Raw genomic sequence first — 20,594 nt, forward strand, 5'->3', positions numbered from 1 at the left:
CAATGTCGCATTCCGCGGGATACCCGAAGCGGACCGCGCGCGGGGCACGGACCGGCAGCACAATGGCGGCTTTCGGAAATCGGCGATCATTCGGTGCGCGGCGGCCGCGCGCGCCCGGCGCGGCCGCTCTCCGTCCGCACCCAGCCGCCGGCCCCCCGCCCCTCCCCCTTGCCCGTCGGCGCCACATACGTCCACCCGTGACGGCGCATCAGCTTGCGGACCCCCTGGACCGTGTACGTGACCTGGAAGCGCCGCGCGATCACCGTCTGGATGCGCTCCAGCGTCCAGCGCCGCCCGGACCAGCCGTGGGCCGCCGGACCGCGGGCGAGTTCCGCCTCCAGCTGACGGAACTGGGCCGGGCTCAGCCGCGGCCGGGACGCCGGGCCCTTGGAGTCCAGCGCCCGCTCCCCGTCGCGCTCCCAGGACCTGCGCCACCGCTGCACCGACCGCACGCTCACCCGCAGATCCCTGGCGATCACCGGATTGGTCTCGCCCCGCGCGAACCGCTCGACCGCCCTGCGCCGCAGCCGTTCGCGAAACTCCCGCCGCTCGGCGGTCAGTCCGCCGCCCTGTGCGTATCGCATCTCTCCGACATACCCCAGGATGCCCGGTGCGTCAGCGTCCGGCGACATCACGGGTTCAGCACCGGTACCCCTATCGCGGTGGGCGCGGTGCACCGCGGAACACCGGTCACCCGGCACCCCACCCGTCCGGCCGCACGCGCCGAAAATGGCCTGTACCAAGCGGCCGGACGGTGGGTCGTGTGCGCTTTCGGCGGGCCGCCCGTCGGGGTACCCCTACCGGCGGCGCGCACTTTGCCCCGGGAGACCGGCGCTTCAGGACGCGGCCCCGGCCGCGGCGCGCGGCATCGGCTGTGTGAGGCTGCGGCCCATCAGCGGCGAGAGGATCGTCGCCGTACTGGCGATCTCCCGCATGTCGGCTTCGAGCAGCGCCTGGTCGCCGTCGCACAGCGCCGTCTCCGGCGCCGGATGCACATCGATCATGACGCCGTCCGCGCCGACCGCCAGCGCCGCCCGCATCAGCGGCAGGACCAGCTCCCGGCGGCCGCCCGAGTGGGACGGGTCCACGATCACCGGCAGGTGCGACAGCCGCTGGACCACCGGCACCGCGCTGATGTCCAGCGTGTTGCGGGTCGCGGTCTCGAACGTACGGATGCCGCGCTCGCACAGCACGATGTCCAGGTTGCCGCGCTGCGCGATGTACTCCGCCGCCATCAGCCACTCGTCGATGGTGGCGCCGAAACCGCGCTTGAGCAGCACCGGTTTGCCGGCCGAGCCCACCGCCTGGAGCAGTGCGAAGTTCTGCATGTTGCGGGTGCCGATCTGGAGCATGTCCGCGTACGCGGCGACCAGTTCGACGCTGCCAGCGTCGATGACCTCGGTGACCACCGGCAGCCCGGTCTCGGCCCGCACGTCGGCGAGGATGCGCAGCCCGGCCTCGCCCAGCCCCTGGTAGGCGTACGGCGAGGTGCGCGGCTTGAACGCGCCGCCGCGCAGCAGCGACGCCCCGGCGGTCTGGGCCATCCGCGCCGCGCCGAGCGTCTGCTCGGCGGACTCGACGGCGCACGGGCCCGCGATGACGGACAGGGTGTCGGGCCCGATCGGCACGCCGCCGACCCGCACGACCGAGCGGGCGGGGTGGTGCTCACGGCTGACCAGCTTGTGCGGCACGGAGATCCGTACGACGTCGAGCACCCCCCTGCGGCTGCGCAGGTTGAGCTCCGCCTCGAACACGTCCACGTCCCCGACGAGTCCGACGATCGTCCGCGTCACCCCCCGGCTGACGAAGGCATCACCGCCCGCCGAGCGCACCAGGCCGACGACGGCGTCGACATCCTCCTGCGTGGCCCCTGGGGCCATCACCACCACCATGAGGGGTTCCTCCCGTTGCCTTGGCCGGCACCGGCCGGCCGGATGTGGTTGACGTGAATCCGGCGCACGCCCGCACCGCCGTGCGCCGGATCGACCGACGGGCTCGTGCAGACCGTCCGGCCGCGCGCCGCGAAACCGTTCGCGCGACCCCCGCGGGCCCGGACACCGCCGGACCCGGCCCTGGCGCGCACACCCGTCGACCCCGGCCGCAGATCCGCCCTTCGACGGCAACTACCGTTGTCCGCAACGGAGTTCACGGGTTGTGGTTGCGTCGTAAATGATTCCACACGCTCACGCCGGAGTGTCCAACCGCGCAACATCCACCGCAGCACCGCACGTCGCGGCCGCCCGCCCCCGCGCCCCGCCTACCCGACACGCAGACAGTCCCGCGCGGAGCCGTCGCCACATCCCTCCAGGCCGGGCCCCGCCGCGGCGTCCGGTGTCAGCCGCGTCGCCAGATCGGTCCGGCGCTGCACGCCCAACTTGCGGTACGCCCTCGTCAGGTGCTGCTCCACGGTGCTGATCGTGATGAACAGCGCCCCGGCGATCTGCCGGTTGGTGTAGCCGCGGGCGGCGAGCGTCGCGACGCGCAGTTCCGCGCCGCTCAGCTCGGCGGGCGGACGGACCGCGCCGTCCCCGCCGGACCGCTCGGGCGGGCAGGCGCTCGCCGCGCCGACCGGCGAGGCCTTCAGGACGGGCGCCTTGATGCCGCACTCCCGCATCAGCTGCTGCGCCTTGCGCGCCGCGACCCGCGCCCGGCTGTCCTCGTTCATGTCCCAGTAGCTGTACGACAGTTCCGCCATCGCGTACGCCAGCTCCAGCCGGTGACCGCTGCGCTGCAGAAGGTCCAGGGCCTCGCCGAGCAGCCGCGGACGCTCGGCACGCCCGGCCAGCGCCGCCAGCACCCGCAGCGCGACACCCCGCGTCCACAGCGGACGCGGCCCGGTACGGGACAGCTCCTCCTCCAGCAGGTCACGGGCGCGGCGGTCGTCGCCCAGCGAGACGTGGACCTGCGCGGCGTCGGTCCGCCAGGGCACCAGCGCGGGCAGGTCCAGGCGCCACCGCGCCATCAGGTCGCCGCAGCGGTGGAAGTCCTCCAGCGCGGCGTACGGCCGACCGGCGGCGAGGTGGTAGTGGCCGCGCGCCCAGAGATACAGCAGCCCGCCGGGCGTCCGGAACGCCGCGTCGGGCACGGGGACCTTGAGGTGGGCCGCCGCCTCGTCCAGCCGCCCCATGGCGGCCTTCGTGTACAGCAGCGCGGCGACCGGGGCGGCGACGGCCGCCCCCCACCCTTCGGGCGGGACGACGGTGAGCGCGGTGTGCGCCGACTCCTCCGCCGCGGCCAGCTCGCCGAGTCTGATCTCGATGAACGCCTTGGCCGTGGCGAACAGTGACTGCCACATCGGCGTCCGGCGCTCCCGCGCCTCCGCGAGCAGGATGTCGCACCAACGGGCGGCCTCCCGCAGCCCGTCGGCGACGATGAGCGCGACCAGGGCCGCCAGGCCCGCCGCAGGGGTACGGTCCTCCGGCCGGGTCTCCTGCAGAATCCGCTCCGCGCGGCCGATCACGTCTCCGGTGGCCCCTTGATCCAGTACGGAGGCCATCAGGGAGAGCGCGCGCTGCTGGGTGTCCTGCTCCGGCGTCAGCCCAGGGGCCCGGCCGGCCGCCGCCACGCTCCGGTACGGGCCCGCCGCCGACTCCGCGCGGTATTCCGCCGCCAGCCCCGGATACCCGTACGCGAACCAGAGCCGCGCCAGCTCCAGCATCCGCGCCCGGCCCGCACCGGGCACGGCCTCCGGACGCCACCCCGCATGCCCGGCCGCCTCCCGTACACCTCCCCCGTCCCCCGCCGCATCGCCCTCCGCCTCCGCGGCCCGCAGGACCTCCAGCGCCTCGTCCACCCTGCCGAACCACAGCAGATGCCCGACCAGCGCCTTCATGTCGCGGGCCGTGAGCCGCCCGGCCAGGGCCGCGTCGGTGAGCGCGGGCAGGTGCCGTACTGCGGCGGACGGGTCCACCCGCCAGCCCGCCCGCACCAGCGCGATCCTGACCTTGAGCACCTGCCGCTCGTCCGCACAGCTGTCCCTGGCCACCCGCAGGCAGTCCAGCGCGGGCCCCACCTCGTTGCGCGCCAGCGCGGTTTCGGCCGCCTCCAGCAGCACGGGCAGCGCCCACGGGGCGTCCACGACCCCCGCGGCGACCAGGTGGCGGGCCAGTTCGGCCGCCGGCGCACCGTGCTCGTACAGCACGCGGGCGACCCGGGCCTGGAGGCTCGCGCTGCGCGGCGGTTCCGCCCGGCGCAGCACCGCCGTCCGGCCGGCCTCGTGACGGAACCGGCCCGAGGCGAGCAGCCCCATGTCGTGCAGCGCCCGCAGGCTGCGGTCGACCGCCGCGCGGGAGACACCGAGCAGCTCGGCGAGCCCGGCCCGCGCGGCGCGTTCCCCGAGGACGGCCAGCACCCACGCGGTGCGGCGCGTCAGGACGTCGCTGCGGCTCAGGCACAGCGCCACGGCCCGCTCGTACGTCTCTCCCGGCACCAGCTCGGCGCCACCGGCCCGGTCCGCGTCCGCGTAGTCGTCCAGCAGCGCCCGCATCAGCAGCGGACTGCCACCGCTCAGCCGATGGAATTCCGAAACGGGCGGCGCCGACCGGCGCCCTTTGTGCCCGGCGGCCATCATGGCGACGACGCCGCTCCGCGGCAGCGGACCGACGTGCAGGAATCGGCACGCCGGGCGCCCCAGCAATTCCCGCCGCGCCGGACTGTCCTCCCACTCCGAACCACTGCTTTCCCCGAGGACCACCAGAATCCTGCTGACATCCAGTCGCCGCACCACATACAGCACGCATTCCAGCGAATAGGCGTCGGCGTGATGAACATCGTCGATACACACCACGACCGGCCGCTTCCTGGCCTGGGCGAAGAGAATGCCGCACACCCGGGGAAAGACGTTCACGGCGACTTCCGCGGGAATTTCGTCGTCGGCGGCCCGCGGCCGGTCGCCGCCGCTCCCCGCCGGCGGCGGCAGCCACACCGCGGGTTCGGCGTCCGCGCCGGTCAGCGTCGCCCCCCGCAGCAGCTGTCCGGCCACCCGCAGCGGTACGTCCTTCTCCGCGGCGGTGGCCGTGGCCTGCAGCCACAGCGCGCCCGTGGGCGCGGCCCGCTCCCGGAAGGCGCGCAACAGCGTCGTCTTCCCGCCGGCCACCGCACCGCTGACCAGCACCACTTTGCCGCGTCCGGCCGCGCTGGCGTCCAGCAGCCCCTCCAGGACGGAGAGCTCCGTGTCCCGTTCGACCCACTTCATGAGCCGGCTTCACCCCCGTATCCGGACTCCCGTTGTGCAGTTGGACAGATACCCAGTCGCGACCGACCCTTCCGGCGTCAACGGTCACAGGAAATCTACGCGGGCCTGTTTACCCCGACCTTCGGCACGGTCACCGCCCGGGTCCGCACTCCGGCGCCGACCGCCCGCCCCTAACATGTTCCTTATTCCATCAACATTACCCCGGCCGGGCCCTTCGACCAGGCCGCACCGGAAAGTATTTCAGGAGTCCACCATTCCCCTCCCCGCACCCACACGCGACCTCACCCAAAACCCTCACCGGGCGTAACGGAAATCGCTGGAAAACAACCCGGTAACCGCAACAAAAGAATTCAACAGACCCCCCTCACCCCATACCCCCACCCACCCCGATCCCCCCACACCCCCGACAACACACTTCAGCCACCCTCGACCCGCCCCCAGCCGAACCCCCTCCGGCCGCCGACGCGCGCCGACCGGGCACGGGCAACGACAGAACCCCATGGTCCGCGGGGACCATGGGGTTCTGTGATGTGTGTCCGAGGGGGGACTTGAACCCCCACGCCCGATAAAGGGCACTAGCACCTCAAGCTAGCGCGTCTGCCATTCCGCCACCCGGACCAGGTGTGGTCTTCGCGGGGTGTTCCCCGCGGCGACATGGACAACAATACCAAGGTTTCGGAGTGGGTTTCACCTGCGTATCCGGTGAGGCCATAAGGGCGGGTTATGACCGCGGGGAGCTGGGCGGGAGCCGCCCCCCGGCGCTGCCGGCGGCCCTCGACAGCCCCCGGCGGCGGCGACCGGCGACGACAGCACCCGACCCGCCCCAGGGCGGCGGCGCCACCGTCCGGCCACTGGCTTGAACGTTGCCCTTCGCCCTGGACATCCGTCACCCGATGCGGGATAACCAGTCCATACAGTATTCGTCGACTGTATGCAATCGATCGGGAACCTGCCGACCGCACCCCCACGAAGGGAAGCGATGCCCCATGCCCGACGCCCCCCAGGACCTCGTCTCCGGCGGACATCTGGTCGCCAGGGCGCTCAAGGCGGAGGGTGTGGACGTCGTCTACACCCTCTGCGGCGGCCACATCATCGACATCTACGACGGCTGTGCCGACGAGGGCATCGACGTGGTGGATGTCCGGCACGAGCAGGTCGCCGCGCACGCCGCGGACGCCCACGCCCGGATCACCGGCCGGCCGGGCTGCGCCGTGGTCACCGCCGGGCCCGGCACGACGGATGCCGTGACCGGGGTCGCCAACGCCTTGCGCGCCGAGTCACCGATGCTGCTGATCGGCGGGCAGGGCGCCCTCGGGCAGCACAAGATGGGCTCGCTCCAGGACCTGCCGCACGTCGAGATGATGACGCCGGTCACGAAGTTCGCCGCCACCGTGCCGGACACCGCGCGCGCCGCCGACATGGTCTCGATGGCCTTCCGCGAGTGCTACCACGGCGCCCCCGGCCCCTCCTTCCTGGAGATCCCCCGGGACGTGCTGGACGCGAAGGTGCCGCGCGACACCGCGCGGATACCCCGGGCCGGCCACTACCGCGCCTCGACGCGGTCCGCGGGCGACCCGGACGCCGTCGAGCGGCTGGCCGACCTGCTCGTACGGTCCGAGAGGCCGGCGATCCTGCTCGGCAGCCAGGTGTGGACGACGCGCGGTGCGGACGCGGCCGCCGGCCTCGTACGGGCCCTGAACGTGCCCGCGTACATGAACGGCGCCGGCCGCGGCACGCTGCCGCCCGGCGACCCGCATCACTTCCAGCTCTCCCGCCGCCACGCCTTCGCGCACGCCGACCTGATCGTCATCGTCGGCACCCCCTTCGACTTCCGGATGGGCTACGGCAAGCGCCTGTCCCCCACCGCGACCGTCGTCCAGATCGACCTGGACTACCGCACGGTGGGCCGCAACCGGGACATCGACCTGGGCGTCGTGGGCGACGCGGGGCTGGTGCTGGCCGCCGCGGCCCAGGCCGCTTCCGGCCACCCGGACGGGGGCGCGGCCGCGGGCCGGCGCAAGGAGTGGATCGAGGAGCTGCGGGCGGTTGAGGAGGCGGCGGTGGCGAAACGGCTGCCGCTGCTGCGCTCGGACGCCGCCCCGATCCACCCGTACCGCCTGGTCGCCGAGATCAACGACTTCCTGACCGAGGACTCGGTCTTCATCGGGGACGGCGGCGACATCGTCACCTTCTCCGGCCAGGTGGTGCAGCCGAAGGCGCCGGGGCACTGGATGGACCCGGGGCCGCTGGGGACGCTCGGCGTCGGTGTGCCGTTCGTGATGGCGGCGAAGAAGGCGCGGCCGGACAAGGAGGTGGTGGCGCTCTTCGGGGACGGCGCGTTCTCCCTGACGGGGTGGGACTTCGAGACCCTGGTCCGCTTCGGTCTGCCGTTCGTGGGGATCGTCGGCAACAACTCGTCGATGAACCAGATCCGTTACGGCCAGCGCGCCAAGTACGGCGCGGCGCGGGAGCGGCTCGGCAACACGCTGGGCGACGTGCCCTACGACGCGTTCGCGCGGATGCTCGGCGGTCACGGCGAGGAGGTCCGCGACCCCGCGCAGATCCGGCCGGCGCTGGAGCGCGCCCGGCAGTCCGGCAAGCCGTCGCTGATCAACGTGTGGATCGATCCGGACGCGTACGCCCCGGGGACCGTCAACCAGACCATGTACAAGTGAGGAGCCGTCGATGAGCACCCCCACAGCTCCGGAGGCCGGCGCGAAGGCGCTGGCCGGCGTCCGGATCCTGGACATGACGCACGTACAGTCGGGGCCGTCGGCCACGCAGCTGCTCGCCTGGCTCGGCGCGGACGTCGTCAAGCTGGAGGCGGTCACCGGCGATGTCACGCGCGGCCAGCTGCGCGACCTCCCGGACGTGGACTCCCTCTACTTCACGATGCTCAACTGCAACAAGCGCAGCATCACCCTCAACACGAAGACCGACCGCGGCAAGGAGCTGCTGACCGAGCTGATCCGCCGCTCGGACGTGCTGGTGGAGAACTTCGGGCCGGGCGCCGTGGACCGGATGGGCTTCCCCTGGGAGCGCGTCCGGGAGATCAACCCGCGGATCGTGTACGCGTCGATCAAGGGCTTCGGCGACGGCCCGTACACCAGGTTCAAGGCGTACGAGGTCGTCGCGCAGGCCATGGGCGGGTCGATGTCGACCACCGGCTTCGCGGACGGCCCGCCGCTGGCGACCGGCGCGCAGATCGGCGATTCGGGGACCGGCGTGCACTGCGTCGCCGGCATCCTCGCGGCGCTCTACCAGCGCGAACACACCGGCCGCGGCCAGCGCGTACAGGTCGCGATGCAGCACGCCGTGCTCAACCTGTGCCGGGTCAAGCTCCGGGACCAGCAGCGGCTGGAGCACGGCCCGCTGCCGGAGTACCCGAACGAGGACTTCGGGGACGAGGTGCCGCGCAGCGGCAACGCCAGCGGCGGCGGGCAGCCCGGCTGGGCGGTCAGGTGCGCGCCCGGCGGCCCCAACGACTATGTGTACGTCATCGTGCAGCCGGCCGGCTGGCGGCCGCTCGCGGAGCTGATCGGGCGTCCCGAGCTGGCGGCGGACCCCGAGTGGGCGACGCCGGCCGCGCGGCTGCCGAAGCTGGCGAAGGTGTTCCAGCTCATCGAGGAGTGGAGCGTCACGCTGCCCAAGTGGGAGGTGCTGGAGCGGCTGACCGCGCACGACATCCCGTGCGGCCCGGTCCTGTCCACCAGGGAGCTCGTCCAGGACGCCGCGCTGGCCGCGGACGGCATGATCGTCCGGGTCCGGCATCCGCGGCGCGGCTCGTTCACGACCGTCGGATCGCCGCTGAAGCTGTCCGACTCCCCCGTCGAGATCGACCGCTCCCCGCTGCTCGGCGAGCACAACGACGAGGTGTACGGCGGCGAGCTGGGGCTCGACGCCGGGGAACTGCGGCTGCTCAAGGCGAACGGAGTCATCTGATGGGAGACCACAAGGAGCGCGCGGCCGCGGTTCTCAGGTCCGCGCGGGCGGCCGGCCGTACGACGCTGACCGCGCCCGAGGGCAGGCTGCTCGCGGACGCGTACGGCATCGCTACCCCGTCCGAGGGGGTGGCCGGGACGCCGGACGAGGCGGTGGCGCTCGCCGACCGGATCGGCGGACCGGTCGCACTGAAGATCGTCTCGCCGGACATCCCGCACAAGACGGACGCGGGCGGCGTACGGGTGGGCCTGTCCTCGGCGGCCGAGGTGCGCGACGCGTTCACGGCGATCGTGGCGAACGCCCGCGCGTACGCCCCGCAGGCCCGCGTCGAGGGCGTACTCGTGCAGCAGATGGTGCCTCCGGGCGGGCTGGAGGTGCTGGTCGGCACGGTCACCGACCCGACCTTCGGGAAGGTCGTCGCCTTCGGGCTCGGCGGGGTGCTGGTGGAGGTGCTCAAGGACGTCACCTTCCGGCTCGCGCCGGCCTCGGCGGCGGACGCGGAATCCATGCTGGACGGCATCCGCGCGGCCGAGGTGCTGCGCGGCGTCCGGGGCGGGCCCGCCGTGGACCGTGCGGCGCTCGCCGATCTGATCGTCCGGGCGTCCCGGCTGGCGGCCGACTTCCCCGAGATCGCCGAGGTCGACCTGAACCCGGTGTTCGCCTTCCCGGACGGGGCGCTGGCCGCCGATGTACGCGTCGTGCTCGGTGACGGGCCGCCCCCGCGGCGCCGCCGGTACACCAAGGAGGAGATCCTCGCCTCGATGGAGCGGCTGATGCGGCCGCGTTCGGTGGTCGTCATCGGCGCCTCCGGCGAGCCGGGGAAGATCGGCCACTCGGTGCTGCGCAACCTGCTCGACGGCGGTTTCGAGGGCGCGGTCCACCCGGTGAACCCGAAGGGCGGCGTCCTCCTCGGCCGGACGGCGTACCGGTCCGTCGCGGACGTGCCGGACGGGGCCGACGTGGCGGTCTTCGCCATTCCGGCGCGGCTGGTGCCCGCGGCCCTGGAGGAGGTGGGGCGCAAGGGCATCCCGAACGCCGTACTGATCCCCTCCGGCTTCGCCGAGACCGGTGAACACGCCCTGCAGGAACGGCTCGTGGCCATCGCCGAGAAGTACGGGACGCGGCTGCTCGGGCCGAACATCTACGGCTACTACTCGCTCCGGCAGGGCCTGTGCGCCACGTTCTGCACCCCGTACGACGTCCGTGGCCCGGTCGCGCTGACCTCGCAGTCCGGCGGCATCGGCATGGCCGTCCTGGGCTTCGCGCGCGCCACCCGGACGGGCGTCTCGGCGATCGTCGGGCTCGGCAACAAGGCGGATGTGGACGAGGACGACCTCCTCACGTACTTCGCGCAGGACCCGCACACCCGCAGCATCGCGATGCACCTGGAGGACCTGAAGGACGGCCGGGCGTTCGTGGCGGCGGCGCGGGAGACCGTGCGCGAGAAGCCCGTCGTGGTGCTGAAGGCGGGGCGGACCGGCGCGGGCGCCCGCGCCGCCGGGTCGCACACGGGCGCGCTGGCCGGTGACGACGCGGTCTACGACGACATCCTGCGGCAGGCGGGCGTCATCCGGGCGCCGGGGCTCGACGAGATGCTGGAGTACGCGCGTGCGCTGCCGGTCCTGCCCACGCCGAAGGGCGAGAACGTCCTGATCATCACGGGTGCGGGCGGCTCCGGCGTGCTGCTCTCCGACGCGGCCGTCGACCACGGGCTGCACCTGATGGACGTTCCGGACGACCTGGACGCGGCCTTCCGGCGGTTCATCCCGCCCTTCGGGGCGTCCGGCAACCCCGTGGACATCACGGGCGGCGAGCCGCCCGCCACGTACGAGGCCACCATCCGGCTCGCCATGGAGGACCCCCGCGTCCACGCCCTGGTCCTCGGCTACTGGCACACCGTCATCACCCCGCCGATGGTGTTCGCGGAGCTGACGGCGCGGGTGGTCGCGGAGTTCCGGGCGGCGGGCGTCGAGAAGCCGGTGGTGGCGTCACTGGCCGGGGACACCGAGGTGGCGGAGGCGGGCGCGTACCTCTTCGGGCGGGGCGTGGTGGCGTACCCGTACACGACCGAGAAGCCGGTGGCGGTGCTGGGGGCGAAGTACCGCTGGGCACGGGCCGCGGGCCGGCTGTGACGCGGGCCGCTTGGTGATGGGAGGCGATGTGCGGTGACAACTCAGAACGCCGAACGCGGCGGTCGCGCCGCGTTCACCTGTGTCCGTGACGCGCAGGGCCGGGTCTACCGCCTGGGCGAGACGGACCGGCAGCTGCTCGGCCACCCGCGGTGGACCATGGTGCTGCTGCCGTGGATCGCGATGCTCGGCATCAGCATCTTCGAGTACGCCTTCGGGGCCGCGGAGTCCACCCTCTCCGCGGCGCACCACTGGACACACACCGACACCTTCTGGGTGCTGAGCGTCTGGGTCTTCTTCCAGGCGGCGGTGGCCTTCCCCGCGGGCAGGCTGCGGGAGAAGGGGCTGCTCAGCAGCCGGGCGGCGATGCTCTGCGGGTCCGTACTGTCCCTGACCGGTTTCCTTGCCCTGAGCCACGCCCGGGACATCTGGTGGGCGATCGGCGGTTTCGGTGTGCTGGGCGGCACCGGCGCCGGACTGGTCTACGCGACCTGCATCAACATGGTCGGCAAGTGGTATCCGGAACGGCGCGGCGGCAAGACCGGCTTCGTCAACGGCGGCTTCGCGTACGGCGCGGTGCCCTTCATCTTCCTGTTCTCCTACGGCTTCGACCCCGGCGACTTCCAGGTCGTCCTGGACGCGGTCGGTCTGTACGTCCTGCTGCTGACCGCCGTGACGGGCCTGTTCTTCAAGGACCCGCCGAAGAACTGGTGGCCCGCGCACGTCGATCCCCTGGCCGTGCCGCGCGGCAGCCGGACCTCCGCCGCGCTGCGCAGAAACCCGCCCGCCGCGGCGCAGTTCACCCCGCGCGAGGCCCTCCGTACGGGCATGCTGCCGCTGATGTGGGTGTGCCTGCTGTGCACCGCAGGCGTCTCGATCTTCGGTATCTCCTTCCAGGTGCCGTTCGCCAAGAACGCCGGGTTCGGGCCGCTGGTGGCGGCGTCCTCGATGGGCATCATGTCGGTGGTCAACGGGACGGGCCGGGGCGTGGTCGGCTGGCTCTCGGACCGGCTGGGGCGGCGGGTGACGCTGACGTACGTGTGCCTGGTCCTGGGGCTCGCCCAGTTCGGCGTGCTGTGGGCGGGGGAAAGCGCCGACGAGCCCCTGTTCCTCGTCTTCGCCTTCATATCCGGCTTCGGCGGCGGCGCGTTCTTCCCGCTCTTCGCGGCCCTCGTCCCGGACTACTTCGGCGAGAACAACAACGCGTCGAACTACGGCCTCGTCTACAGCTCGAAACTGGTCTCCGGCCTTCTGGGCGGCGGCATCGGCGCGTCGGTGGTGGCGGCCTGGGGGTACGAGGGCGCGTACGCGGTGGCGGGGTGCGTGGGCCTGCTGGCGGCGGGCCTGTCACTGCTGCTGCGGCGGCCGGCGGGGAAGGGGGTGGTGGCCGGGCAGGGGTGAGGACGCTCCTGGTGAAGGGCCGTGGGCCGGCTGGTGCAGGGCCTCGATGGGGAAGCGCGCGCCCACGCTTTTTGCGGTTTCCGCAAAGAACTTTGCCCCTTTGCCACAGGGCGGGGCAGCTTGGGGGCGGAGGTGGTCGAGATGACCGAACAACTGCCCCGCCCCGACAGCGGTGGCACGTACGACGTGGTGATCGTCGGTGGCGGCCCGGCGGGCCTGAGCGGAGCGCTCATGCTGGGACGCGCCCGGCGGTCGGTCCTGGTGATCGACAGCGGTGAACCCCGCAACGCTCCGGCGGCGCACCAGCACGGCTTCCTGACCCGGGACGGCCTGCCGCCCGGTCAGCTGCTGGAGGCGGGACGGCGGGAAGTGGCCGGCTACGGGGTCGAGGTGCACCCCGGCCGGGCGCGGACGGCGGCACGGGACGGCGACGGGTTCGCGGTCACAGTCGACTCCGGCCGTATCGTACGGGCCCGGCGGCTGCTGGTGACCGCCGGAATGACCGACGAACTGCCCGACGTGCCCGGCCTGGCGCCGCGGTGGGGGCGCGACGTGCTGCACTGTCCGTACTGCCACGGCTGGGAGGTCCGCGACCTGCCGGTCGGCGTCCTGTCCACCGGCCCGCTGGGCGTGCACCAGGCGCTGCTGTTCCGCCAGTGGACCAACCGGCTCACCCTCCTGCTGCACACCGGTCCCCGCCCCACCCCGGAGGAGGCCGAGCAATTGGCCGCACGCGGGATCGCGGTCGTGGACGGCCGGGTGACCGGCCTGGAAACCGCCGAGGACCAGCTCACCGGTGTCCGCCTGGACAACGGCGAACTGGTCCCGCTGCAAGCGCTGACCGTGGCGCCGCGCGCCGTACCGCGCGCGGAGACCCTGGCCTCCCTCGGGCTGGAGCCCACCCCGCACCCGATGGGCCTGGGCGCGTACATCGACGCCGGCCCCGCGGGCCGCACCTCGGTCCCCGGCGTGTGGGTGGCGGGCAACGTCGCCGACCCCACCGCGAACGTTCTCGCGTCAGCCGCCGCCGGTTCGGCCGCCGGAGCGGCGATCAACGCCGACCTCGTCGCCGAGGACACCCGCCGCGCGGTGCGCGCCCACAGCGGCCCCTTCTCGGCCGCATCGGAAGCCCGCGTCTGCGAACTGGTCGCCGGCGACCGGCGCCACGGCCTGTGACCGGTCACCACACCAGCCCCCGCACCACCGACAGGAGAAACTCATGGACGCCCAGTTCTGGGACGAGCGGTACGGCAGCAGCGACCAGCTCTTCAGCGGCGCACCCAACGGTGTACTCGTCACCGAGATGACCGGCTTCCCGCCGGGGCAGGCACTCGACGTCGGGTGCGGCGAAGGCGCCGACGCCCGGTGGCTCGCCCGGCAGGGCTGGCAGGTCACCGCGGTCGACATCTCCGAAGTCGCCCTGCGGCGCGCCGCCGACGCGGCCGCCGACGCCGCCGGGCGCGTCGCCTGGGCCCGGGCCGACCTGACCGTCACACCGCCCCCGGGCGGGGCGTTCGACCTGGTGTCCGCCCAGTACTTCCCGCTTCCGCGCCAACCGGACCACACCGCGCTGCGCCACCTGCTGGACGCCGTCGCACCCGGTGGCACCCTGCTTTTCGTCGGCCACGACCTCGCCGACCTGCCCCCGCGCCCGGAGCTCGACTTCGACCCCGCGGACTTCTACCGGCCCGACGAGGTCGCCGCGCTCCTCGACCACACCTGGACGGTCCTGACCGACGAAACCCGCCCGCGCACCGCGCCCGCCCCCGCCGGCACGCACCACACTCACGACACGGTCCTGCGGGCGCGGCGCCTGCGCTGACCGGGCTCCGGGGCTCCGGGGCCGTAACAGCCCGCCTCGGGGCCGTAACAGCCCTCGGAGGCCGTGACGCAGGAGGTCTTCAGCGGCGGGAGGGTCGGAAGTAGGGCGGCGGCGCGGGGCGTTGGGCGGTCGGGTGGCGGCGCGGGGCGTTCGGCGGTGGGGCGGCGGCGCGGGGCGTTCGGCGGTGGGGCGTTCAGCACGCCTCCTCGAACTTCACCGCCTCCAGCGTCACGGGCTGCCCGTCCAGCTTCGTGCCCGCCGCCGGGCTCTGACGGCAGACCTTCCAGTGGGATTCGACGAGGACCATCCGCTTCTTCGCCGAAGCGTCCTTGACCGTGATGCTCGTCCCCGCATCGAGAGCGCGCCGGGCCACCTTCACCGACTTGTCCCGGAAGTCGGGCATGGGCGCTCCGGCCGCGGCGGACACGTCCGGTCCGGCCCCGGCGTCGGACCTGGGGCAGGTCTCCGCCAGCTTCACCGCGCCGAAGTCCACCGTCTTACGGGTGTCGGCCACGCCGGGGCCGGGCGTCTGCGTACAGACCTTCCAGTTCCGGTCCAGCGCCTGCATACGCCCGCGCCCGAGCGCGTCGTGGCTGCGCAGCACCCGGAACCCGGCCGCCTGCGCCGCGTCCTGCGCGCTCTGCAGCCCCTTGCCCACCAGGTCGGGCAGCGTGGCCCTGCGGGCCGGGGCGGGGCCCGGCGTGGTCTCCGCGGCAACGCTCGGCCCCGCCCCGGCTTTCGTGGCCGAAGCTCCGCTGCCGTCGGCACTCCCCGAGGACTGGCAGCCGGTGAGCCCGAGGCAGAGCGCCGCGAGGGCGGCGGCGGTGACGGTGGTGCGGTGCATGGTTCCCCCAGTACGGAAACGGCTCCGGTACGGATACGACGGCAGTACGGCTACCACGCCGCTACGGGCATGGCGTCGTGACATGCCGTGACGGGGACGATGACCGCCGATCACCGGCAAGGGTTGTACGGAACGCCGGGGGAATTCCTGTTCGCCGGCCGTCGGGTCAGTGCTCGACGACGGGGACCGACACCTCGGGAGTCTCCACCGGCGCCCCGGCGGAATCTTCCGGCTTCGCGGGAGTCTCTTCCGGCTCCGCGTATCCCTGGTTCGCGATGGCCTTGTGGTGGCGGACCACCTCTCCGATGATGAAATTCAGGAATTTCTCGGCGAAGGCCGGATCCAGTTTGGCGTCCTCGGCCAGTTTCCGCAGCCGGGCGATCTGGGTGGCCTCACGGGCCGGGTCGGCGGGCGGGAGGTTGTGGCGGGCCTTGAGTTCACCGACCTGCTGGGTGCACTTGAAGCGCTCGGCGAGCAGGTGGACCAGTGCGGCGTCCAGATTGTCGATGCTGCCGCGCAGGTAGATCAGGCGCTCGCGCGCCTCCTCGTCGGCGACGGAGGTCGCGTCGCCCGCCTGTGGTGCGGTCCCCTCGCTCATGTACGTCTCGCCAATCTGGTCGTACCGGCCACCCCGGTCGGGCAGTGCTGATCCTGTGCACACTACCCGGCCGCGGGCATACGGCTTAACCGTGTGAACCGCACGGCGCGCGCAGGCTCCGCAGATGGCGGGCGGAGCGGCGGGCGGTCGACAGGGAGCCGGCCGGGTTGGCGGCCGGGTCCACGGCGTCGTCGCGCTCGACGATCCAGTGGGCGGAGCGACGGCCCCTGCGGCGCTCCACCGCGGCGAGGAAGCTGCGGTAGTCGATGTCGCCGTCGCCGACGTCCACCATGCGGTAGCCGTCCTGGGTGGCGGTGTCGTGTTCGCCGTCCTTCACGTGGAAGAGGGGGTAGCGGGCGGGCGCCTTCAGGACGTAGTCGAGCGGTTCGAAGGGCGCGGGAGTGCCGTCCGGGCGCCGGGAGAACCGGTACTGGGCGACATAGGCCCAGAAGATGTCCATCTCGAAGAAAACGAGATCGGGGTCGGTCTCCGCGAGCAGCACGTCGTAAAGGCGGACGCGTGGGTCGTCGGTGGCGAAGGCGAATTCCTCGGCGTGGTTGTGGTGGTAGAAACGCATTCCGCGGGCACGGGCGGCAGCGCCGTACGCGTTGAATTCGGCGGCGGCCCGTTTCCAGGCGTCCACGGTGTTGCCGTAACGGTCGGGGACGGAGGGCGTGCCGATGTACGGCAGCCCGAGGGCCCCGGCGTCGTCGAGGACCCGGGCCAGGCTGGTGGCGAACGTGTACGCGGTGGGGTCGGCGGAGGCGTACCCGACGTGGCTGCCGATGCCGCGCAGGCCGTTGTCCCTGAGGAGCCGCCGGAGCCGGGGCAGGGTGATCGCGCCGGCGGAGCCCTGGGTGTAGCCGGCGAGCTCGACCTCGTCGTAGCCGTGGCGGGCGAGTTCCTCGAAGACCCGGGCGAAGCCGAGGGACGCGGTCTGGTCGCGGAGTGTGTAGAGCTGGATGCCGAGGCGGCCGGGCGGGAGTACGGGGCGGTGGTGGGGGTGCCGGGCGGGGGTCGGCGGGGTGGCGGGCTCCGTGCCGGTCCGGGCGGCGTGTGCGGGGCCGGTCGCGGTGCCGAGGAGGGCTGCGGCGGAGGCGCCGGCGGCCACACCGAGGAAGCCGCGGCGGTGCAGGGTCCGTCTCAAGGCGGCTTGCCGGGGGTCGTGGTGGTGCGGGCGAGGGGTCATGGCGGGCGGGCTCCTTGGAGTGGGGGTGAAGTGGTGGTGGGGTGGGGTGGTGGTCGTGCTCGTGCTCGTGCGAGCCGCGTTGTCAGTGGGTGCGGGCAAGATGAAGGAGCAGGGACTTCACGTCGGTGGCGGAGAAGGGGGTGTGCAGGGGTGCGTCGGGGGCGGAGCAGATGAGGACGGGGCCGTCGGCGGGGTCGGCTCCGGCGGCGGGCAACAGGCCGTGGCTGCCGCGTACGGGCGCTGGGTCGAGCGGGACGACCGCCATGCGGTAGCGCATCCCGGCCTTCTTGCGGGCCAGTGCGGTCGCCGCGCGCAGGCGTACGTACGGGTCGCGGGGGTCCATGAAGAGTTCGGCCGGGTCGTAGCCGGGTTTGCGGTGGATGTCGACGAGGCGCGCGAAGTCGGGGGCGCGGGCGTCGTCGAGCCAGTAGTAGTACGTGAACCAGGCGTCGGGCTCGGCGAGGGCGACGAGTTCGCCGGAGCGGGGGTGGTCGAGGGCGTGTGCTTTCTTGCCCTCGTCGTCGAGCAGCCGGTCCAGGCCGGGCAGTCCGGCCAGGGCCGCGCGGGTGGCGGCGAGGTCTTCCGGGTCGCGTACGTAGACGTGGGCGATCTGGTGGTCGGCGACGGCGAAGGCCCGGGAAGCGGTGGGGTCCAGGTATTCCATGCCGTCCTGTGTGTGCACTTCCAGCAGGCCGGCGCGGCGCAGGGCGCGGTTGACGTCCACGGGCCGGCGGACGGGGCGGATGCCGTATTCGGACAGGGCGACGACGGTGACGTCCTCGTCGCGGGCGTCGGCCAGGAGGGGGCCGATGACGGTGTCGAGCGCGGCGGCGGCTGCCGCGGCGCGCGGGTCGTCGGGGCCGTAGCGCTGGAGGTCGTAGTCGAGGTGCGGCAGGTAGCAGAGGGTGAGGTCGGGGCGGCGGGTGCGCAGCAGGTGGCGGGTCGCGTCGGTGATCCACTGCGAGGAGGGGAGCGATGCGGTGGGGCCCCAGTAGGTGAAGAGGGGGAAGGTGCCGAAGCGGCCGGTGAGTTCGTCGTGGAGGGACGGCGGCCGGGTGTAGCAGTCGGGTTCCTTGCGGCCGTCGGCGTAGTAGACGGGGCGCGGGGTGACGGTCCAGTCGGTGCCGGCGCCCATGGCGTACCACCAGCAGACGTTGGCGACCGTGTAGCCGGGGTGTTCGCGGCGGGCGGCGTCCCAGATCTTGTCGCCCGTGACGAGGGCGTTGTGCTGGCGCCAGAGGTGGACCTCGCCGACGTCCCGGAAGTACCAGCCGTTGCCGACGATGCCGTGCCGGGCGGGAGTCGTGCCGGTGAGAAAGGTGGACTGGACCGTGCAGGTGACGGCGGGCAGCACGGTGTCCAGCGGCGTGGACGCACCGGAGTCCGCGAGCGCCTTGAGGTGCGGCATGTGCGCGAGGAGGCGGGGGGTGAGACCGACGACGTCGAGGACGAGCAGGCGGTTCGGGGCTGCGCTCATGGGGTCCCTTGGGGTCGAGTTCCGTGGGTCCGGGGTCGGCTAGCGGGTTCGGGGGCCGCGGAGAGGGCGGATTTGGCGGCGGGGGCGGGTTCGGGGGTGAGGCGAACTGATGCCTCGCCGGGGCGCCGAGGGCGTCGCGTTCGCCGCAGTCCCGCAGTCCCGCAGTCCCGCAGTCGCCGATGGCGTGCAGCCGGCCGTCGGGGTGCAGCCTCAGGCGCATGTCCCGTCGTCTGCCTCATTCCCCGCCGCGGAGGATGGAGTTGCCCTCGTGCAGGGCGCCCGGCGCCGGGGTGCTGAGGTCCAGGCGCCCGCTGCGGCCGTAGAACTCGACGGGGTTGCGCCACAGGACCCGGTCCACGTCGTCCTCGGTGAAACCGGCGGCCAGCATCGCCTCACCGACACGCCGCGTCTTCAGCGGGTCGCTGCGGCCCCAGTCGGCGGCGGAGTTGACCAGCACCCGGTCGGTGCCGTGCAGACGCAGGATGCGCACCATGCGGCCCGGGTCCATCTTGGTGTCCGGATAGATGGAAAAGCCCAGCCAGCAGCCACTGTCAGTGGCCTGCCCTACCGTTGTCTCATTGAGATGGTCCAGGACGACGTGATCGGGGGGCAGTGCGGATTCGCGCAGGACGTCGAGGGTGCGGCTGAGGCCCGCCGCCTTGTCGCGGTGGGGGGTGTGGACGAGGGCCGGCAGGCCGTGGTCCGCGGCGAGCTGGAGCTGGGCGGCGAGGGCGGTGTCCTCGGCGGGGGTCATCGAGTCGTAGCCGATCTCGCCGACGGCGACGACCGGGTCTTTTACGAGGTAGCGGGGCAGGGCTTCGAGGACGGGGGTACAGCGGGGGTCGTTCGCCTCCTTGGGGTTGAGGGCGAGCGTGCAGTGGTGGGCGATGCCGTACTGGGCGGCGCGGAAGGGTTCCCAGCCCAGAAGGGAGTCGAAGTAGTCGAAGAAGCTGGCGGGTGAGGTGCGGGGCTGCCCCATCCAGAAGGAGGGCTCGACGACGGCGCGGACACCCGCGGCGTACATGGCTTCGTAGTCGTCCGTGGTGCGGGAGGTCATGTGGATGTGCGGGTCGAAGATGCGCATCATCGGGGCTCCTCGCGTGCCGGGGGCGCGATACGGGGCGGGGACGGGAAGGGGAAAGCGGGTTCAGGTGTGGGTGCGGGTTCAGGTGCGGATGCGGACGTGGGTGCCGGAGCGGGCGGGGAGGAGGGTGCGGCAGGGGCGGCGGACGCGGGCTGGGCGGTGAGGTCCAGGACGCGCCGGAGATCGGCGGGTACGGGGCGGTACGCGGCGGTGCGCTCACGGGCGTACGCGGCGAGCATGTGGCCCAGCTCCGTGTCCCCGCGGGCGCGTTCGGCCAGATCGGCCACGGCAGCCACCGGGACACCGGTGAACAGGCACTTCAGCACGGCGTGCCGCCAGGCGTGCGGATCGAGGTAGCGGGCGGCGTACGGGCCCACGGCTGCGGCGACCAGCCGGGTGTCGTCGGTGCGCAGCGCGTCCTCGACGAGCGGCCGGGCGCTCGGACCGAGGTCGAGGTGGGGCAGCGCCATGAGCACGGCGCGGCGTTCGGCGGCGGTGCCGTGCTCGTAGAGCCGGGTGACGGTGCGGGCGTCGGCGCGGGCCGTGTGCAGCAGCAGGATACGGGCGGCCTCGGCCGCCTCCGGGTCCCGCGCGTGCGGCGGCTCGCGGCGGGTGCAGTGCCGTCCCGCCGAGGCGAAGCGCATCTCCCACACGGGCAGGGCGTACGCGGTGTAGGAGAGGTCACCGCGGTTCGTGGCGGGGGCTGGGGCCGGGGATGTTGTGGGTGTCGCGGGGTCTGTGGGTGTCGCAGGGGCCGGGGGCTCCAGGGGCTCCAGGGGCTGCGAAGAGCTGGAGGTGTGGTGGGCGGTGAGGGCGGCTTCGGCGTGCGCTTCGTCCAGCGCCTCGTCGAGCCAGGCGCGCGCGGCGCCGCCGAGCCGGTCGCGCAGGGCCTTGTGCAGCTTGGCCATCCAGGC

General features: G+C 73.1%; 15 protein-coding genes and 1 tRNA gene. 6 read left to right on the forward strand and 10 right to left on the reverse strand.

The genetic code is table 11. The features are described from left to right. Nucleotides 1–86: 86 nt before the first annotated feature. The 4 genes from ACFV57_RS15085 to ACFV57_RS15100 form a co-directional block, all read right to left on the reverse strand. Entirely contained in the window at nt 87–584 is a 498-nt protein-coding gene (locus ACFV57_RS15085) for a winged helix-turn-helix domain-containing protein (RefSeq protein ID WP_385230890.1), read from the reverse strand. A 252-nt stretch (nt 585–836) separates the two neighbouring features. Then, nucleotides 837–1,892 carry a 3-deoxy-7-phosphoheptulonate synthase gene (gene aroF, locus ACFV57_RS15090; protein ID WP_385230893.1) on the reverse strand — a complete coding sequence of 352 codons (1,056 nt, stop codon included), beginning with the start codon at nt 1,890–1,892 and terminating at the stop codon, nt 837–839. Nucleotides 1,893–2,257: 365 nt separating this feature from the next. Beyond that, nucleotides 2,258–5,194: an AAA family ATPase gene (locus ACFV57_RS15095; protein ID WP_385230896.1), complete on the reverse strand. Its 2,937-nt coding sequence runs from the start codon at nt 5,192–5,194 to the stop codon at nt 2,258–2,260. 533 nt (nt 5,195–5,727) lie between these two features. Beyond that, nucleotides 5,728–5,812 (reverse strand) — tRNA-Leu (locus ACFV57_RS15100). Between the two features lie 368 nt (nt 5,813–6,180). Between ACFV57_RS15100 and ACFV57_RS15105 the strand changes: the two genes are divergently transcribed. The 6 genes from ACFV57_RS15105 to ACFV57_RS15130 all read left to right on the forward strand — a co-directional run bounded on the left by ACFV57_RS15105 (nt 6,181) and on the right by ACFV57_RS15130 (nt 14,488). After that, nucleotides 6,181–7,869: a thiamine pyrophosphate-binding protein gene (locus ACFV57_RS15105; protein WP_385230899.1), complete on the forward strand. Its 1,689-nt coding sequence runs from the start codon at nt 6,181–6,183 to the stop codon at nt 7,867–7,869. A gap of 10 nt (nt 7,870–7,879) precedes the next feature. Beyond that, on the forward strand, nt 7,880–9,136 hold the full coding sequence (frc, locus tag ACFV57_RS15110) for a formyl-CoA transferase (RefSeq protein ID WP_385230902.1): 1,257 nt from the start codon (nt 7,880–7,882) through the stop codon (nt 9,134–9,136). Further along, nucleotides 9,136–11,268 carry an acetate--CoA ligase family protein gene (locus ACFV57_RS15115; RefSeq protein WP_385230905.1) on the forward strand — a complete coding sequence of 711 codons (2,133 nt, stop codon included), beginning with the start codon at nt 9,136–9,138 and terminating at the stop codon, nt 11,266–11,268. The genes frc and ACFV57_RS15115 overlap by 1 nt, the downstream gene beginning before the upstream one ends. A gap of 33 nt (nt 11,269–11,301) precedes the next feature. Beyond that, a complete protein-coding gene (locus ACFV57_RS15120; protein ID WP_385230908.1) occupies nt 11,302–12,666 on the forward strand; it encodes an OFA family MFS transporter in 1,365 nt (454 codons plus the stop codon). A gap of 141 nt (nt 12,667–12,807) precedes the next feature. Beyond that, complete coding sequence (locus ACFV57_RS15125) at nt 12,808–13,842, forward strand: NAD(P)/FAD-dependent oxidoreductase (protein ID WP_385230911.1); 1,035 nt, start codon at nt 12,808–12,810, stop codon at nt 13,840–13,842. A gap of 43 nt (nt 13,843–13,885) precedes the next feature. Beyond that, nucleotides 13,886–14,488: a methyltransferase domain-containing protein gene (locus ACFV57_RS15130; protein ID WP_385230914.1), complete on the forward strand. Its 603-nt coding sequence runs from the start codon at nt 13,886–13,888 to the stop codon at nt 14,486–14,488. A gap of 193 nt (nt 14,489–14,681) precedes the next feature. Here the strand turns inward: ACFV57_RS15130 and ACFV57_RS15135 are convergent, their stop codons facing one another. From ACFV57_RS15135 to ACFV57_RS15160, 6 genes are all read right to left on the reverse strand, one after another. Further along, on the reverse strand, nt 14,682–15,332 hold the full coding sequence (locus ACFV57_RS15135; RefSeq protein WP_385230917.1) for a hypothetical protein: 651 nt from the start codon (nt 15,330–15,332) through the stop codon (nt 14,682–14,684). A 166-nt stretch (nt 15,333–15,498) separates the two neighbouring features. Further along, nucleotides 15,499–15,930 (reverse strand): chorismate mutase, encoded by a 432-nt coding sequence (locus tag ACFV57_RS15140; protein WP_385230920.1) that lies wholly within the window; start codon nt 15,928–15,930, stop codon nt 15,499–15,501. 85 nt (nt 15,931–16,015) lie between these two features. Further along, nucleotides 16,016–17,119, reverse strand: coding sequence for a sugar phosphate isomerase/epimerase family protein (locus tag ACFV57_RS15145; protein WP_385230923.1), 1,104 nt, complete (start codon nt 17,117–17,119; stop codon nt 16,016–16,018). An 82-nt stretch (nt 17,120–17,201) separates the two neighbouring features. Continuing rightward, a complete protein-coding gene (locus ACFV57_RS15150; RefSeq protein WP_385230926.1) occupies nt 17,202–18,596 on the reverse strand; it encodes an alkaline phosphatase family protein in 1,395 nt (464 codons plus the stop codon). A gap of 235 nt (nt 18,597–18,831) precedes the next feature. Beyond that, nucleotides 18,832–19,680, reverse strand: coding sequence for a TatD family hydrolase (locus tag ACFV57_RS15155; RefSeq protein WP_385231191.1), 849 nt, complete (start codon nt 19,678–19,680; stop codon nt 18,832–18,834). Further along, complete coding sequence (locus tag ACFV57_RS15160; RefSeq protein WP_385231194.1) at nt 19,680–20,588, reverse strand: EboA domain-containing protein; 909 nt, start codon at nt 20,586–20,588, stop codon at nt 19,680–19,682. Before ACFV57_RS15160 ends, ACFV57_RS15155 begins: the two co-directional genes overlap by 1 nt. Between the last annotated feature and the right edge of the window lie 6 nt (nt 20,589–20,594).

This window comes from Streptomyces sp. NPDC059788, from assembly GCF_042732265.1.
GTDB lineage: Bacteria > Actinomycetota > Actinomycetes > Streptomycetales > Streptomycetaceae > Streptomyces.